The sequence below is a fragment of the Sphingobacteriaceae bacterium GW460-11-11-14-LB5 genome (assembly GCA_002151545.1).
In the GTDB taxonomy this organism is placed as follows: domain Bacteria; phylum Bacteroidota; class Bacteroidia; order Sphingobacteriales; family Sphingobacteriaceae; genus Pedobacter.
Map to the genome: position 1 here is coordinate 4364591 of CP021237.1, position 17654 is coordinate 4382244.

The 17654-nt window shown below is 38.7% G+C and carries 16 protein-coding genes; 5 read left to right on the forward strand and 11 right to left on the reverse strand.

Annotation, left to right across the window (positions count from 1 at the left end):
- The first annotated feature begins 316 nt into the window (after positions 1–316).
- Together CA265_17510 and CA265_17515 are read left to right on the forward strand one after the other, a co-directional pair.
- Positions 317–835: a diadenosine tetraphosphate hydrolase gene (locus CA265_17510; protein ARS41351.1), complete on the forward strand. Its 519-nt coding sequence runs from the start codon at positions 317–319 to the stop codon at positions 833–835.
- Between the two features lie 233 nt (positions 836–1068).
- Positions 1069–1752, forward strand: a complete 684-nt coding sequence (locus CA265_17515) for a hypothetical protein (GenBank protein ARS41352.1) — start codon at positions 1069–1071, stop codon at positions 1750–1752.
- A 150-nt stretch (positions 1753–1902) separates the two neighbouring features.
- On the opposite strand, the gene CA265_17520 is transcribed toward CA265_17515, so the two are convergent.
- The 4 genes from CA265_17520 to CA265_17535 form a co-directional block, all read right to left on the reverse strand.
- Positions 1903–2262, reverse strand: coding sequence for a hypothetical protein (locus CA265_17520; GenBank protein ARS41353.1), 360 nt, complete (start codon positions 2260–2262; stop codon positions 1903–1905).
- Positions 2263–2375: 113 nt separating this feature from the next.
- On the reverse strand, positions 2376–3617 hold the full coding sequence (locus tag CA265_17525) for a dihydrolipoamide succinyltransferase (protein ARS41354.1): 1242 nt from the start codon (positions 3615–3617) through the stop codon (positions 2376–2378).
- 89 nt (positions 3618–3706) lie between these two features.
- Positions 3707–6502 carry a 2-oxoglutarate dehydrogenase E1 component gene (locus CA265_17530; protein ID ARS41355.1) on the reverse strand — a complete coding sequence of 932 codons (2796 nt, stop codon included), beginning with the start codon at positions 6500–6502 and terminating at the stop codon, positions 3707–3709.
- Between the two features lie 234 nt (positions 6503–6736).
- Positions 6737–8011, reverse strand: coding sequence for a deoxyribodipyrimidine photolyase (locus tag CA265_17535; protein ARS41356.1), 1275 nt, complete (start codon positions 8009–8011; stop codon positions 6737–6739).
- Positions 8012–8181: 170 nt separating this feature from the next.
- Between CA265_17535 and CA265_17540 the strand changes: the two genes are divergently transcribed.
- Positions 8182–9084: a TIGR01777 family protein gene (locus CA265_17540; protein ID ARS41357.1), complete on the forward strand. Its 903-nt coding sequence runs from the start codon at positions 8182–8184 to the stop codon at positions 9082–9084.
- A gap of 98 nt (positions 9085–9182) precedes the next feature.
- Entirely contained in the window at positions 9183–10478 is a 1296-nt protein-coding gene (locus tag CA265_17545) for a deoxyribodipyrimidine photolyase (protein ID ARS41358.1), read from the forward strand.
- Positions 10479–10483: 5 nt separating this feature from the next.
- Here CA265_17545 and CA265_17550 read toward each other — a convergent pair whose 3' ends face one another.
- From CA265_17550 to CA265_17560, 3 genes are all read right to left on the reverse strand, one after another.
- Entirely contained in the window at positions 10484–11512 is a 1029-nt protein-coding gene (locus tag CA265_17550; protein ARS41359.1) for a hypothetical protein, read from the reverse strand.
- 156 nt (positions 11513–11668) lie between these two features.
- Entirely contained in the window at positions 11669–12577 is a 909-nt protein-coding gene (locus CA265_17555; GenBank protein ID ARS41360.1) for a hypothetical protein, read from the reverse strand.
- A gap of 3 nt (positions 12578–12580) precedes the next feature.
- Positions 12581–13066 (reverse strand): peptidylprolyl isomerase, encoded by a 486-nt coding sequence (locus CA265_17560; GenBank protein ID ARS41361.1) that lies wholly within the window; start codon positions 13064–13066, stop codon positions 12581–12583.
- On the opposite strand from CA265_17560, the gene CA265_17565 reads away from it, so the two are divergent.
- On the forward strand, positions 13038–13232 hold the full coding sequence (locus CA265_17565; GenBank protein ARS41362.1) for a hypothetical protein: 195 nt from the start codon (positions 13038–13040) through the stop codon (positions 13230–13232). The genes CA265_17560 and CA265_17565 overlap by 29 nt on opposite strands.
- Here the strand turns inward: CA265_17565 and CA265_17570 are convergent.
- From CA265_17570 to CA265_17585, 4 genes are all read right to left on the reverse strand, one after another.
- Positions 13204–13650 carry a peptidylprolyl isomerase gene (locus CA265_17570; GenBank protein ID ARS41363.1) on the reverse strand — a complete coding sequence of 149 codons (447 nt, stop codon included), beginning with the start codon at positions 13648–13650 and terminating at the stop codon, positions 13204–13206. The genes CA265_17565 and CA265_17570 overlap by 29 nt on opposite strands.
- Before the next feature lie 363 nt (positions 13651–14013).
- Positions 14014–15807, reverse strand: a complete 1794-nt coding sequence (locus tag CA265_17575; GenBank protein ID ARS41364.1) for an acyl-CoA dehydrogenase — start codon at positions 15805–15807, stop codon at positions 14014–14016.
- A 177-nt stretch (positions 15808–15984) separates the two neighbouring features.
- Positions 15985–16341: a four helix bundle protein gene (locus CA265_17580; GenBank protein ID ARS41365.1), complete on the reverse strand. Its 357-nt coding sequence runs from the start codon at positions 16339–16341 to the stop codon at positions 15985–15987.
- A gap of 106 nt (positions 16342–16447) precedes the next feature.
- A complete protein-coding gene (locus CA265_17585) occupies positions 16448–17623 on the reverse strand; it encodes an acetyl-CoA acetyltransferase (protein ARS41366.1) in 1176 nt (391 codons plus the stop codon).
- Positions 17624–17654: the final 31 nt, after the last annotated feature.

A 17654-nucleotide genomic window follows, 5' to 3' on the forward strand; every position in this document is an offset into this window, starting at 1 on the left:
TTTTAGGACTCCACATAAATACTAAAAGCCCATTTCTTAACTGAGATGGGCTTTTTTTAGGAAGAATCGTCATTAAATCCTATTGGTTGGTGTCGCACCGACCAATAAGACAATACGTTAGATCCTTTTGGAAAGCAAGTACAGAAGTAGCTATTTAAGTTCAGTCCCGCTATCCTTGCTGCCAATGCAGCCTGTGCTTTAACTCCCTTTCAGCAGATAATTAAGGCCGTACTAAAATGCATTGGCATTCATACTATCGGGTTTATTAACTTTGGATACTGCACGAAACAAAGGTTAAAATTACAACCAAAAACAAATGATCAACTTCCTTGATATATCTTATTTGCAATCAGGTAACGAAAGGCAACAGAAGGCCTATCAGGTTTTAACTGATAAGCAGGTTTTAGAAAAACTTTCGCCCTATCATCCTATAGTAGTTGGTACCATTCCAATCAATATCGATATCGAAAACAGCGATCTGGATGTTATTTGCCAGGTTTCCAATAAAGATGAATTTATTGTTCATGTAAATACGCTGTTTGGCAATGAAAAAGATTTTTCCATTTCCGAAAGCACTAATTTTGAAGCCGTTAAAGCAAATTTTATCATCGATGGATTAGAGATAGAGTTATTCGGGCAAAACACGCCTACAAAGCAGCAAAATGCCTACTGCCACATGCTTATCGAACACAAATTACTCTTAGAAAAAGGCGAAGAATTTAGGCAGGAAATTATTGCTTTAAAAAAACAAGGTTATAAAACCGAACCAGCTTTTGCAAAATTACTGGAGATTGAGGGAGATGCTTATGAGGCATTACTGAAACTGGATTCTTAGCGAGATGTTAGGTCTAGCCGTGAGAAAATCAGTCGTCATCTCGACCGGAGCAACGCGGAGTGGAGAGATCTTTGGGCCAGGTTAAAAGACCGCTCCACTGCGGTTGAGATGACGATTTATCTTAACCTATTACCCAGCTCCTTTGTTTTTTTAAAACTGATCGTTCAGCAAGACAACCATCACTACGGTTTTCCAATTTTTTAAAATATATTTGGAATACAAAAACCAAATATATCATGAAACTCTACTCCGCCTTTTTACTGCTCCTGATCATGAGCAACTCCGCATTTGCACAAAAAAGCCTTTTTAACGGAAAAAATCTAAGTGGCTGGCATGTAGATGTACCTGCAATGGACAAAAAGCCTGATACCGTTAATCCGTTTATTGTACGCAATGGGATGCTGGTAAGTTTAGGCACACCAGGCGGACATTTAATAACCGATAAAATTTATAAAAATTATCAATTAACCGTACAATACCGTTTTGCCGGAAAACCAGGTAATTGTGGCGTTTTAGTCCATGCTTCAACGCCAAGGGCGCTATATGGTATGTTTCCAAAATCGCTGGAAGTACAGATGCAACATACAGATGCCGGCGATTTCTGGTGTATTGAAGAAGATATTACCGTACCCGATATGGTTACCAGGCGCGGACCTCAGGAAAACTGGGGCGTAAACGGCGATAAACTCCGCCGGATTAAAAATTTAACCGATGGCAGCGAAAAACCGCTTGGCGAATGGAATACCATGGTTATTCAATGTTTAAATAACGAAGTTAAAGTGTGGGTAAACGACACTTTGGTAAACTATGGCACAAACTGCACGGTTAACAGCGGCCAGATTGCATTACAGGCAGAAGGTAGCGAAGTAGAATTTAAACAATTGGATTTAAAACCAATTAAAGCGCTGTCTAAATAAAAAGAAACTGTTAGTCGGGATTTGCAATCCCGACTATCGGGCTAAGGATTTTTAATCCTTGGGAAATGGATTTCTTAACATAACAGTAAAACAGGTTGTAAATCTAAAGAACGGTTGATCCAGGTTACAAATCCTGAACCACAAATGAACTCAATCTTTAAACAACAGACAGATCAAATAACCGACAAAATAGGCTAGTAAATCATAATAACTAAAAGAAGTTCCTAAAACAATACGCATCAACTTATTATGCTCCAGGCCCAGCCAGGTAACATAATTTGCCTTTTGCAAAAACTCAATTGCGAAAGAAAAAATTAAGACGCCTAATGCCAACAACTTGTTATTGGTTTTCAGAAAAACCCTAAAAAAGGCATAAATCAAAACCACAACCAATACGTCGCCGCCAAAAGGGCGTATAATGGCATCATCAAGGTATTTGCCAATTAAGATTTCCGTAATAAAAATCGCCATGAAAATCAGGAGAAACTTTAAGCTAAACGTTAATTTCATTTTTGAGTATAAAAAAAGAAGTCAAGTTTTTTATAGCACACCGGCCATTAAAACTTGACTTCTTTATCTTGACTTTCTATAAAGATCTAAGTCCCCTTTAGGGGATTTAGGGGTTAAATGCCTAATAACAATCTAGCCGGATCTTCTAACAATTGTTTCACACGTACCAGGAAACCAACCGACTCACGTCCATCGATAATTCTGTGATCGTAAGATAAAGCAACATACATCATCGGACGGATTACCACCTCACCTTTTTCAGCTACCGGGCGCTCAACAATATTGTGCATGCCTAAAATAGCCGATTGTGGCGCATTAATAATTGGAGTCGACATCATTGAACCAAATACACCACCATTAGTGATGGTAAAGGTTCCACCAGTCATTTCTTCGATGGTTAATTTGCTATCACGTGCTTTTAAAGCCAGTTCTAACACCGATTTTTCAATCTGCGCTAAAGTCATGCTTTCTGCATTACGGATTACCGGAACCACCAAACCTTTTGGAGCTGAAACCGCAATCGAAATATCAGCGAAATCGTTGTAAACCAACTCTTCACCTTCAATACGGCCATTAACCGCAGGGAAGTCTTTTAAAGCTTCGGTAACTGCTTTAGTGAAAAAGCTCATGAAACCTAAACCAACACCAAATTTTTCTTTAAACTGATCTTTATATTTTCCGCGTAAATCCATAATTGGTTTCATGTTAACCTCGTTAAAAGTGGTTAACATTGCGGTTTCATTTTTCACAGCAACTAAACGTTTTGCAACGGTTCTACGCAGTGGAGACATTTTCTCACGACGCTCGCCGCGGCTACCTGCAGGGGCAGCAGCTACAACAGGAGCACTTGCTTTAGGCGCTTCAGGTTTTTTACCAGCTTCTGCTTTAACCGCATCATCTTTGGTAATACGACCATCAACACCAGTACCTTTTACAGCGCTGGCTTCGATTCCTTTTTCTGCCAGAATTTTACCAGCCGCAGGAGAAGGAGTTCCTGTAGCGTAAGAGTCTTTAGTCGCAAGTCCTGAGTCTTGAGTCTTAGGTGCTTCAGCTACCGCAGCCGGAGCTTGTGCATCAGACTTCGGACTTTCGGCTTCGGGCTTCGGACTAGCAGCTGCACCACCATCTTCAATTTTACAAACTACTGCACCAATGGCTAGGGTATCGCCTTCGGCTGCTATGGTTTTTAAAGTTCCAGCTTGTTCTGCCGTTAATTCGAATGTAGCTTTATCCGATTCTAATTCGGCAATAACTTCATCCATTTCAACAACATCGCCATCGTTTTTTATCCATCTTGATAAAACAACTTCGGTTATCGATTCACCAACAGGTGGAACTTTTATCTCTAAACTCATAATGTAATATATATCTTATTATCTTCTAATGATCAAATTTCAATAATCAATTATCAAACGCTATGCTTCAAACGCTTAGCGCAATGCACCTAATCGATCTGCACTAATTTTTTGGTTGCTTTTTTGGCGATATCCTTTACATCTTCCGTTACCGAAATCTCTAAAGCTTTTGCTAAAATATAAGCCTGCTGGTTGGAATGTTGTTTTGCAAAACCTGTTGCAGTACTGCTACTCTCTCTTCTCGAAATTACATCAATACCTTTCAATGCTGTTTTGTATAACCTGCGGAATAAATATGGCCATGCGCCCATGTTTTCTGGCTCTTCTTGTACCCAGAAAATTTCTTTAGCATTTTTATATTTCTTCTGGATGGCTTCCATCTGATCAACCGGAGTTGGATACAATTGCTCCACACGAACCAGGGCTACGTGTTTCAATTTATCAGCCTGTTGTTTCTCCAATAATTCGTAGTAAATTTTACCGCTACAGAAAACAATACGCGTTACATCTGCAACTTTAACATTTACATCGTCAATTACTTCTTTAAAACCACCTTCGGTAAATTCTTCTAATTTAGAAACACAAGCCGGGTGGCGCAATAAACTTTTTGGTGTAAATACAACCAATGGTTTACGGAAATCGCGTTTAAACTGACGGCGTAATACGTGGAAAAAGTTAGCCGGAGTGGTACAGTTGGTTACCTGCATGTTATAATCGGCACAAAGCTCCATAAAACGCTCAATACGTGCTGATGAGTGTTCTGGTCCCTGACCTTCGTAACCGTGAGGCAATAACATCACCAAACCGTTTTCGCGTTGCCATTTGGTTTCAGCACTTGCGATATATTGATCGACAACAATTTGCGCGCCGTTAAAGAAATCGCCAAACTGTGCTTCCCAGATGGTTAATGCATTTGGATTTGCCATGGCATAACCATATTCAAAACCTAAAACACCATACTCTGATAAGTGCGAATTGTAAATATCAAAAGCAGCCTGTTGATCTGAAATGTTTGCCAACGGTACATATTCTTCCTCACTATCCTCCAGGGTTAATACCGCATGACGGTGAGAGAATGTTCCTCTTTCTACATCCTGACCGCTTAAACGAACACGTTTACCTTCTGACAACAAAGTACCATAAGCCAGCTGCTCGCCCATTGCCCAGTCGAAAACATTGGTTTCGTTAACCATTTTGCCGCGTTCAGCAAATAGTTTTTCGATTTTTTTGAAGAACTTTTTATTTGATGGTAAAGCCGTAATGCGTTTACCAATTTCCAGTAAAGTCGATTTTTTAACTGCAGTAACCGGAGAAGATTCGAAATCTTTAGGTGTAGCCATACGCAAATCTGCCCATGCACCACCAAATTTAACTTCGGCATTACCCGCCACAAATTCTTTAGCTTCGTTTAAACGCTCCTGCAAAATACCACGGAAATCCTTTTCCATTTCTTTTGCCAAACCCGCTTCCAGCTTACCTTCTTTGGTTAACTGATCGATATAAATTTCCCTTGGATTAGGGTGTTTTTCGATTGTTTTGTATAATAATGGCTGCGTGAATTTAGGCTCATCAGACTCATTGTGACCGAAACGACGGTAGCAAAGAATATCAATAAAAACATCGTTTTTATATTTCTGACGGTATTCCATGGCCAGGTTAATGGCATAAACCAAAGCCTCAGGATCATCACCATTGACGTGGAAAACCGGAGATAAGGTTACTTTAGCAATATCGGTACAATAGGTACTGGTACGGGCATCTTTATAATTAGTCGTAAAACCAATCTGGTTATTAATCACCAAATGGATCGTTCCACCGGTTTTATAACCTTCAAGACCTGCCATCTGAATTACTTCGTAAACGATACCTTGTCCGGCAACTGATGCATCACCATGAATCAAAATCGGTGCTAAACGACTGTTATCGCCACCGTATTTGAAATCGATTTTCGAGCGGCTCATGCCTTCTACCACACCATCAACCGTTTCTAAGTGTGATGGGTTAGGACATAAACTTAAGTGAACACTTTTGCCCGAAACGGTAGTTACATCTGTTGAATAACCTAAGTGGTATTTTACATCACCACCAAATGGGGTATCCGGATTGTAGCTTTTACCTTCGAACTCAGCAAAAATATCTTTATATGTTTTTTGCATGATATTGGCCAGCACGTTCAAACGACCGCGGTGTGCCATACCAATTACAAATTCTTCGATACCCAGTTCAGCACCTTTTTCGATTACTGAATCTAAAGCCGGGATTAAAGCTTCTGCACCTTCTAATGAAAAACGTTTCTGGCCCAAGAATTTTGTGCCTAAGAAATTTTCGAAACTTACCGCTTCGTTTAATTTCCGGAGAATACGTTTTTTCTCATCGATGGAGAAATTAGGGGTATTACGTGCACTTTCCATTTTTTGCTGAATCCAGTTCAGCACTTCAGGTGTACGTAAAAATTTATATTCTGCACCGATTGAGTGTGCGTAGGTTTGTTTTAAAAAGGCTACAATATCTTTCAATTTTGCTGCACCGATACCAATCTCCACACCAGAGTTGAAAACGGTTTCTAAATCGGCATCCGACAATCCAAAATTTGCAAGATCTAATGTTGGCAAATGTTTACGTCTTTCGCGAACCGGATTGGTGTGCGTAAACAAGTGACCGCGGCTACGATAGCCATCAATCAGGTTTAAAACATTAACCTCTTTTAGAAATTGTTCAGGAGTTTCTGCGGTTACCGTAGGGGCTTCCGATCCTCTTCCAAAATCGAAACCTTCGAAAAATTTTTGCCAGCCAAATTCAACAGACTCAGGATCTTGTTGATATGATTGATATAAAGATTCTATATATTCGGCGTTTGCGCCATTAAGATAAGATAATTTATCCATTATTAACTGTTTACTATAAGCATTACAAAATTAGAATTTTACCTTATATAAATGGCAAAAATCTCGATTAAAATAAATGAGCAGATTTTAAATTGAAGAATGAGAGAATGGCACAACTTAACAGACAAAAAATGGGCAAACTTCGTTAAAATTTAATTACTTAAAACGGCGTCATCCAATCCTTCCAAACCAGCTCACTCAACACTCCATCATTCTACCATTCGATCCTTACAATTATGATGCCCAGGTTAGGGAATAATTGCCTTTCGGATCGAGGTTTTTGATATTTTTATCCAGGTCGAAAACACTTTTTGATTTCTGATCATTTCCTACACCAGCTACATTTGCCCAGTTCCCCCAATTACTTGCAGGGTTGTAATCAATCAGTTTTTCTTCAAAATATGCTGCACCAAAAATCCAGCTTACTTCCAAATTATTAATCAGGTATAAAGCGGCAGTTTGTCTGGCGATATTCGAGATGAAACCGGTTTGATTTAACTCCGTCATCACCGCATCTACAACAGCAAAACCTGTCTGCGCATTTTTCCATTTATTAAAATTATCTTGCTCATTCACTATGTCAATCAGTCCCTGGCTGCCAAATCCATCCGGACTAAAAAATGTATTGCCGTATTTCTTAAACATGAAACGGAAATAATCTCTCCAAAGCAATCCCAATAAAATGTGATTAAACATGGCTTTGGTATTGGGCACACCTTCCATCTTTTTGATTTCCCAGTATACTTTTCGTGGTGACAAACTGCCCATGGCCAACCAGGCCGATAATTTTGAAGCCAGAATTAAATTCTTGGTTGTTGCAGCCTGTTGCATGGCTACAATCACTTTTTGGAGATGGGCCAAACCTTCGGCTTCGCCACCCACAAATTCAAAATCAGCACGCTGGTCTTTTTGCTGTGGCAAAAGATCAAGATCTGCTAACGATGGTAATATACCCCAATCAATCACCTCGGCAACGTTAATGCGGTCGGGCGCCAGGAAACAGGGCTTGATTATCGAATCGCGCTCAATTTTCTTTTTAAACTGGTTAAAAGCATCAGGAATATCCTTAATGGGAAAAGGTAAATCTTCCTTATTATATAGGGTATGACCGATAAAATGTTTAAGGTTGATGCGTAATTTCCAAAGCGCATTTTCTACCAAAGTTGAAACATGCGTTTCTTCCCTTGCCACTTCACGGTGATGGTAAACTTCGGTAATTTCATATTCCTGGGCAAGCTGAGGAATAATATCTTCGGGATTGCCTTCGGCGATAAGCAAATTACCACCAATTTGTTTTAAAGAATTGCGTAAACCTAAAACACTTTCTAAAATAAACTGTGCTCTAATATTACCTGTTTTTAACGTACCGTATTTGGTTTCGCCAAAAGAACGGCGATCGAGAATGTAAACAGGCAAAATCGAATCAGATTTAGCAATCGCCTCGACCAGCATTTCGTTATCATGCAAGCGAAGATCATTTCTAAACCAGACTAAAATTTTTTTGGACATCTTTTATCGAAAAGGGTGTAAGAACGCGTTTACAAATTTATCTTATTTTTCCTCTTCATCAAACCCCTAAATAATTCTTTACAAATAGGTAACAAAAGAATTAGAACGGAATTAATATCGTTTTAAATGATACCATAAAAACCCTTTTGTATCTTTAGTGTTTTAAAAAGATGGCAAAGAAGATTCTGATTACCGGGGCTACAGGACTTGTGGGTACTGAGCTGAAAAAACATTTGCTAAGTAAAGGTTACGAGGTGAATACACTTTCGCGAAAGAAAGACAACAATCCGAATAATTTTGTGTGGGATGTTTACAAAGGAACTATTGATGCGGATTGTTTGAATGGTGTAGATGCCATTATCCATTTAGCCGGAGAACCCGTTGCCGATAAAAAATGGACCGATGAGCGCAAAAAACAGATCATTGATAGCCGCGTAAAATCGACAGAATTACTCTTTAAAACCATTAAATCTAAACCTGATCATCAGCTAAAATCTTTCATTTCTGCTTCGGCAGTTGGTTTTTATGGTGATTGTGGCGATGAAATTTTAACTGAAGAAAGTCCAAATGGTTACGGGTTTTTAGCTGAGTGCTGTAAACTTTGGGAAGATGCCGTAGACCAGGGCAAAAAACTCAGCCTCCGGATTGTAAAACTCCGCACCGGGATTGTTTTAAGTAATCATGGCGGGGCTTTACCACAGTTAGATAAACCGGTAAAGTTATTTACCGGAGCTGCTTTAGGTACAGGCAAACAATGGACGCCCTGGCTGCACATTGATGATATGGTAGAAATGTACATCGAGGCACTGGAGAATCTTAAAATGGAGAATTGTTATAATGCCTGTGCCCCTTTTCCGGTAACCAATAAAGCCTTAACCAAAGCTATTGCCAAACGGCTGCACCGCCCTTTTTGGCCAATCAAAGTTCCGAAAAAGGCATTGGAATTGTTATTGGGCGAGCGCGTTGAAGCTGTTTTAATGAGCAACAATACCTCCGCACAAAAAATTCTGGATGCAGGATTCAAATTCAAATTCACGCATCTGGGCCATGCCTTAAAAGATTTGTACAAGTAGGTAAATATCGTCATCTTGAATTTATTTCAGGATCTTTCCAGGATAGATGCTGAAACAAGTTCTGCATGACGTAATTAATTAATTTCTAATTCCCATCAATGACTTCAATCTCAATCCTTTGGTTTCGCCGCGATTTACGTTTAACAGACAATGCTGCTTTGTATCATGCCCTTAAAAGCGACTATCCTGTTCTTCCGCTTTTCATTTTTGACCAGCATATCTTAGATAAACTTCCAAAAGACGATGCCCGTGTAACCTTTATTCACCAAACCATTGAGGATCTAAAAGAAGCGCTTCGGCTGCATGGATCAGATTTATTGGTGAAATATGGAAAGCCCGAAAAAATATGGCCTGAAATTTTAAAGGAATACGATGTTAAGGGCGTATACACTAATCATGATTACGAGCCTTATGCCCGCGAACGTGATGATAACATGTCCGAATTTTTAACCAGCGAAAAAATAGCCTTCAAGACATATAAGGACCAGGTTATCTTTGAAAAAAACGAAATCCTAAAAGCTGACCACACCCCTTATACCGTTTTTACACCTTTCTACAAACAATGGCATGCAAAGCTGAACGATTTTTATGTGAAAGCCTACCCCACTAAAAAATACTTCAAAAACTTATTGCAAAGCAAACACTTGCCTTGTCCAGGTTTAAACGAAATGGGCTTTGAAAAGAGTAAGCTGGATTTTCCGAAAATCAGTTATAAAAGCAAACTCGATGATTATGCAAAAGAACGCGATTTCCCTGCTCTTGATGGCACCACACATATCGGCCTACATTTACGTTTCGGAACCTTAAGCATTCGTAAAGCAGTTAAAGATGCTTTGGAAGCAAAATCGAATGTCTGGCTTTCTGAATTGGCCTGGCGAGAATTTTATATGACCATACTTTGGCATTTTCCCTACTCGGCTTTCGATTCGTTTAAAAAACAGTATGATAAAATTAAATGGCGCAATAATGAAGATGAGTTTAAGGCCTGGTGCGAGGGCAATACTGGTTATCCTATTGTAGATGCCGGCATGAGGCAGCTTAACCAAACCGGCTGGATGCACAACCGCGTACGCATGATTGTGGGTAGTTTTTTAACCAAGCATTTACTCATCGATTGGCGCTGGGGAGAAACCTATTTTGCCGAAAAATTACTGGATTACGAAATGGCAAGCAATGTGGGCGGCTGGCAATGGGCCGCAGGATCGGGAAATGATGCGGCGCCTTACTTCAGGGTATTTAATCCAGAACTTCAAACTAAAAAATTCGACCCAAAATTCGAATACATTAAAAAGTGGGTGCCAGAATTTGGGACAAAAAAATATGCCCAACCAATAGTTGAGCATACATTTGCAAGGGAAAGAGTTTTAAAAGTTTTTAAAGAAGCATTAAGTTAAATTTATTAATTAGGTACGTTAAATGAAGGGGCGTTAGGTACTCCGCCAGAATAAAAACGACCAGTACCGTAAATCCCCATCGCAACACCTTCCTGCGTTCCTATATCAATAATAATTGTGCCTGTTGCATTACCAACGCTATAATTTGGCAAATTAAAGTTGTATGATGTTGGAGTTGTGCTTACGAAACTCTTAAAGGTATAAGTATAATTTAAATTGCTGAAATAATAATCCGTCTCATTTGTTCTCCATCCACCAAAGGTTTTTTTTAACTCTTGTCGAGAAGTAAAATAATAATGAACTATTGATGGCGTTTCTGAGGGTGTCCAAGAGCCGTCAGTTCTTGGAGTATTTTCTTTCCATAAGTCCACAAATAATCTTCTTTTACCATCTTCATTATAATACAATTCAGACTTTATGGCAGCGGTTGTAGTGGGTCCGTAAGTATTTTCTGTAGTTGCAACAGAAACGCTTTTCAAAATATCAGATACAAATACCCCCGCTTTAGCGTCTGTAGTTTTAATATTATTAACTTGTTCTTCACTCTTATGATTTCCTTTATAAGAAACCATTCTCTGATCTTTTGTATAAACCGTCGTAAAATCACCAATTTTTACTTCCCCATACCCATTAGTAAATAAAGCAGAAAGCGGTGTTCCAAATTTATATATTAGCGAACTATCGGACCTAACAGTTACAAGATCGACATATTTATCCTTAAAATCATCAAATGATTTGCTGCTGTTTACAGCCTCATATTGCTTTTCTATTTCTAGAAAGATATCTTTATAAGACTTAAAATATCGTAGTTCTTTTGGTTTCGAATTAAGATTTTCTGGTTTTACCAGAATACTGAGTAATGAATCAAAAGCTTTTTGATCTCTGAATTTTAGATATCCGTTTTCTATTACAACGGCATTTGATAGGTTTTTTTCTTCTGGATTTCCAACATTGAATTCCTTTTTACACGAAGTAATTGAGATAACACCTAATACAAGTAGTATTAAGCAGCGTAAATTAGTTTTATTTTTCATATAGTATAAGTATGTTTTCCCTTACAAAACCAAACATACAACTAAAAATTAAGTTTTAAAAAATAATTATAATTTATTCTAATTTCTGGCAAATTTTTTAGTACAAAAAAAATGCTTAACTATTAGTTAAGCATTTTTTGAATATTTTCATATTGTCTAATTCGTAACGCTTACAATTTCAATATCAAAATCTAATATTGAATTGGGTAGGACTGCGCCACGGCCACCTGTTCCATAAGCGAGATCCGAAGGAATAAAAAGCCTAACCTTTGTTCCTGCTTTAAACTTAGTAAGTAATCCCCATCCCGCTATTACACCATCCAATGTTGTTGAAAAAGTTCCGTCTGTTGAAGAATCAAAACTAGTACCATCCAAAAATCTACCAGTATATTTAATTATAAGTGTACTTTCATTAGTGATTACCTCAGTTCCTGTTCCTTCAGTTCCGACAATATAATAAACCCTACTTTGATCTTTAGTTGCTGATAAATTTTTTGCAGTTAAATAACTTTGGATCTTTGCATCATCAAATAACCACTGTTTGCGGTATGGATAAGTTTTGATTATAAAATCAAGATTTTCATTCGATGGGATTGGTCCCGCACCATTTCTACCAAATCCTAAATATGATGGCAACAAAATCCTAGCTGTACCTCCTGGTTTTAATCCTAACACAGCTGTTCTTAATGCGGGAATATTATAGGTAACAGTTGTTGATAATGATGATTGGAAAAAGCCATTTAAGTATCCAACATATGTACCCAGATTACTGTTCGATGGAGACTGAAGATAAGTTGTTCCATTCGTCATAGATTTAACTGTAACATCGTACAATACTGAATCTTTATTTAAGAAAAATGTACCATCAGTAGGGTTTGTAACCTGATAGTAAAATCCAGTTTTATCGGGATCAGGCTTCATTTCTGTTAAATTATTCTTTGATATATATGATTTTATAGCCGCATCATCTACAGTTTGCGCTGACTCATATTCTTTTTTACATGAGCTGAAGATTGTAGTAGCCAGTAAAAGTGCGAATAGGCTAAGTTTAGTAAATTTGTTCATTTATTATTGTACGTCAGTAAGTGTTATAGTAAAATCGAGTATTGAGTTTGACGGAACCAAAGATGATGGAGATTGTGTTCCATAAGCGTAATAAGAAGGTATAATCAATCTGATTTTACCACCTTTTTGTATTTTTTGAATTCCAAATTGCCATCCTACAATAACATTTCCGAGTAGAAACGAGGCTGGGGTTCCCTTGGTACCATCGAAAACAGTTCCGTTTAACAACTTACCTTCATATTCAGAGGTAATTCTTGTAGATGCTGTGTATACTACACTTCCCGTTCCAGGCTCTATTACCTGATAAAATATACCACTGGCATCTTTTGTCGCCTGGATATTATTTGTCTTAACAAAAGCGCTTATTGCAGCAGTGTCTGCCTTAAACTGTGGCGTAGGATCGTAATCGTCTAACGGCACATTTTTTTTACAGGCCGCTAAGCATCCTGCAAGGCATATCATGAGTATAAAATATTTAAACTTAACCATCATTCGCAAAAATAAGCTTTTAATACGGATGCTACAATTTTTAACCTATTTTAACAATTTAAAGACGCTTAAAGATAAAAGCAGAAAGACTAAAGAAGCATCGAAAAGTCTTGCTCTTTCAGCTTTAGTCTTTACAGTTATTGTGCATTTGAAAGCTGAATGGTAAAATCCAACACAGAGTTGCCAGGAATAGGGCCTACCGCTCCACTTCCATAACCCAAAGCCGGCGGGACAATTAATCTTATTTCTCCACCCTTTTGAATTTTGGGGATACCAATTCTCCAACCCGATATAAGTTCGGCAAGGTTAAAGGTCTGCTCCTTAGCCCCACCGTTATCAAATACATTTCCGTTTAATAACCTTCCTTCGTATTTAATGGTTATTTTGGTGTTATTTGGATAAGTAAACGAACCTGAACCCGGTTTAATCACTTGATAATATAAACCAGAGTCGTCTCTAACGGCATTAATATTATTTTTTTTAATAAAATCTGTAATCTGTTTTTCAGCATCCTCATCTTTTTTACAAGATGAAACCACAGCCACACATAAAAGAAGTATCGTAAGAAATCTAAATTTAAACATGCGCGAAAATAGGATTTTAATGGCACAAGCCTAAAAACTAAGCTAATTTTTCAAAGGTGATGAAGCAATCTTAATGCAGTCGCTATACCCCATAGTTGTAAGATTGCTTCCCCGAAAGGTCAGGACAGGCTGTCGTTCCTCCTCGCAATGACGAACTTTCTTTTGGAAGCCATAAATGTTAGGAACGAGCATTTGTTAAAATTCAGACTAAGGTGTTTCGAAAGGCTCAACATGACAAAATAAGATGAAAAATAACTCATACGATAATACACTATGTATCACAAACCAAAAAAGGTTTAGCGCCTGAGTTAATGCACCCAAACCCTAAACCTTAAGCCTTACACCTTAAACCTTAAACCTACCTTAAAAAATATATTTATTCGCCTCAATAAGCTGTTGTGCAACTCTTTGGCGGGCATCTTTAACGTTAAATGGCTCTACTTTTGTAAAGCGGCGTAAACCAACCAGCATCATCCGTTGCTCATCACCCTCGGCAAAAGCCCAAAGTGCTTCTTTACCTGCTTTGGCTATTCCATCAACCGCTTCTACCAGATAAATTCTTAACAGATCTAATTGGCCGGCAATGGCTTCTTCACCACGCGTACTTGCTAATTTTTCTGTTCTCAACAATGCCGATTCGAGCACATAAACATAACTTGCCATATCGGCAATATTCATTAAAATTTCCTGCTCTTTACTTAAAGTCATCATCAATTTTTGAACGGCAGCACCAGCCACCATTAAAGTTGCCTTCTTCAAATTCGATAATACCTTTTTCTCTGCAGCAAACAGGGTGGTATCTTCTTCACCAAAATCAGGAATGCTCATCAGTTCGGCTGCAACTGCTGTAGCTGGCGTCATTAAATCCAGTTCACCTTTCATGGCGCGTTTCAGCATCATATCAACCGTTAACAAACGGTTAATTTCGTTTGTACCTTCAAAAATCCGGTTAATCCGTGCATCACGGTACGCCCTGTCCATTGGTGCATCGGCACTAAAGCCCATACCACCATAAATCTGCACCCCTTCATCTACGGTATAATCTAATGCCTCTGAGCCCCATACTTTTAAAATGGCACACTCTACTGCAAATTGCTCAACAGATTTCAGTCTTGCTTTACCAGATTCCATTCCACCGGCAACCAGCTGATCGTAAGTATCATCGATATTCTGTCCCGCACGATAATTCGCAGCATCAACAGCATATAACTTTGAAGCAATTTCTGCAATTTTAAAACGGATAGCCCCGTATTTAGAAATCGGGCGGCCAAACTGGATCCTTTCATTCGAATAATTAATTGCTGTATTTAATGTTGCTTTTGAAGCCCCAATAGCTGCCGCTGATAATTTGATACGGCCGATATTTAAAATGTTAACCGCGATTTTGAAACCGTTTTCTCTATCGCTCAACATATTCTCAACCGGCACAGGGCAATCGTTAAAGAAAACCTGGCGGGTTGAAGAACCTTTAATACCCATTTTATGCTCTTCGGGATTCATGGTGATGCCACCAAAATCTTTCTCCACAATAAATGCAGTTAAGTTTTTATCATCGTCAATTTTAGCGAAAACAATAAAAATATCGGCAAAACCACCATTGGTAATCCACATTTTCTGTCCGGTGATGATATAGTGTTTACCATCTTCGCTTAACGTGGCTTTAGTTTTACCAGAGTTTGCATCCGAACCTGAGTTTGGTTCGGTTAAGCAATAAGCAGCCTTCCATTCGCCCGAGCCTAGCTTAGGAATATATTTTGCTTTTTGTGCTTCATTACCATAATACAAAATCGGTAGTGTACCAATTCCGGTATGTGCAGAAAGTGCAACAGCAAAAGAGTGCCCCGCACCTACCACATCTGCAACCAGCATGGAAGTATTAAAGTTTTTGCCGAAACCGCCGTATTCTTCTGGTACCGAAACACCTAAAATACCCAGTTCACCAGCTTTGGTTAAAAGCGTTGGCATAAGCTCAGGATCTTCCTGTTTGTCAATTTTATCTAAATTGGGATAAACCTCAGCAGCCAAAAAATCGCGACAGGTTTGCGCAATCATCTGCTGCTCTTCATCAAATTCTTCAGGGATAAATACTTCCTGATAAGTGGTATCCTTAATTAAGAATTCACCACCTTTAATTGTCTTTTTTTCAGTTGTTTCCATTTTAATAGTATCTAGTAGCGAGTTTCAAGTATCGAGACTAAGCTCACACCGTAAATCGCCATTGTTTCTTGTTTGTATTAAGTAGCGGATATCAAGTATCAAGAGAGCTCAGACCAGAATCGCTATTTTTTTTCATTGGATAATCGATCCTGACACCCATATCTTAGTTCTAACCATCTAACTTTTGATTAATCTTCTTTCAAGCGCATAAATCATTTTTTGTACTTCAGTAGTTTTCTCAATCAGTCTTGCGGCGAGGGTGTTATCCAACAATCCAAGTTGATTCGAAATAATTAACTGTGTTTCCAATTCAAAAGCTGAACCTTGACTAATAGTTAAAAAATACTTGAACTGGGCACTACTTCCTCTCCCAGAGCCCTCAGCAATATTTGAGGGAATTGAAACTGAACATCTTTTCATTTGCGAAATCAGCCCGAACTTTTCATCACTAGGCAAAAACGATGTAGCTTTGTATACTTCAACCGCTAGTTCAATAGATTTCTGCCAAACCTTTAATTCTTTAAAATTGTGCATATGCTTTAGTATTAAATTATGAATACAAATATGTTTGGGATGATTTTACTGGTTTATGTCCTGCTATCAATCTCGATACTTGATACTCATATCTTGATACTATATCCTACAGCAACTCAAATATCCCCGCAGCACCTTGCCCGGTTCCTACGCACATGGTTACCATTCCGTATTTTTTGTTCTGCCTTTTTAACTCGTTCATTATTTGCACGGTAAGTTTTGCACCGGTACAGCCTAGCGGATGTCCTAATGCAATTGCACCGCCGTTAACGTTAATCACATCGGGATTTAAATCTAATGTTCTGATTACAGCCAAAGATTGGGAGGCAAAAGCTTCGTTCAGTTCAATTAAATCGATATCTTCTTTTTTCAAACCTGCTTGTTTCAGTGCTTTTGGAATTGCTTCAATTGGCCCGATACCCATAATACGTGGCGGAACACCAGCAATGCCATAACTCACTAATCTGGCAATCGGCTCGGCATTCAATTCTTTCATTTTCTTTTCAGATACCACCAAAACAAAAGCAGCACCATCTGATGTTTGCGAAGAATTACCTGCAGTTACACTTCCAACAGCATCGAAAACCGGTTTCAGTTTCGCCAGCTTATCTAAAGTCGTATCTGCACGTGGACCTTCATCGGTATCAACCACGTAAGAACGTGTTTTCTTTTTCAGGTTGGCGTCCAGGTAATTTTCGTTTACGGTGATTGGCAGAATACCATCTTTTAAATGACCGTTTTTAATCGCGTGAATAGCTTTTTCATGAGATTTTAAAGAAAAGGCATCCTGATCTTCACGGCTAACATTATATTCTTTAGCTACCGCTTCGGCCGTTAAACCCATACCCCAATACCAGTCTGGATTATTTTTTGCAACTTCTGCATTCGGCACTAGTTTCCATCCACCAAAAGGCATTCCACTCATTACCTCTACACCACCGGCGATGATACAATCGGCCATGCCTGCTTTAATTTTGGCAACTGCTGTGGCAATGGTATCTAAACCCGATGCACAATAACGGTTTACGGTAACCCCCGGAACTTTATCGGTATCCAAACCCATAAGCGAAATCATACGGCCAATATTTAAGCCTTGCTCTGCTTCTGGTGTAGCGTTACCTACAATTACATCATCAATCTGTTCGTTATCTAAATTCGGAACCGATGCCACCAAAGCCCTGATTACTTCTGCGGCTAAATCATCAGCTCTTGTAAAACGGAATACGCCACGGGGTGCTTTACCCACTGCTGTACGATATCCGGCTATAATATATGCTTCCATTGTTTAAGATTTGAGATCTGAGATTTGAGAT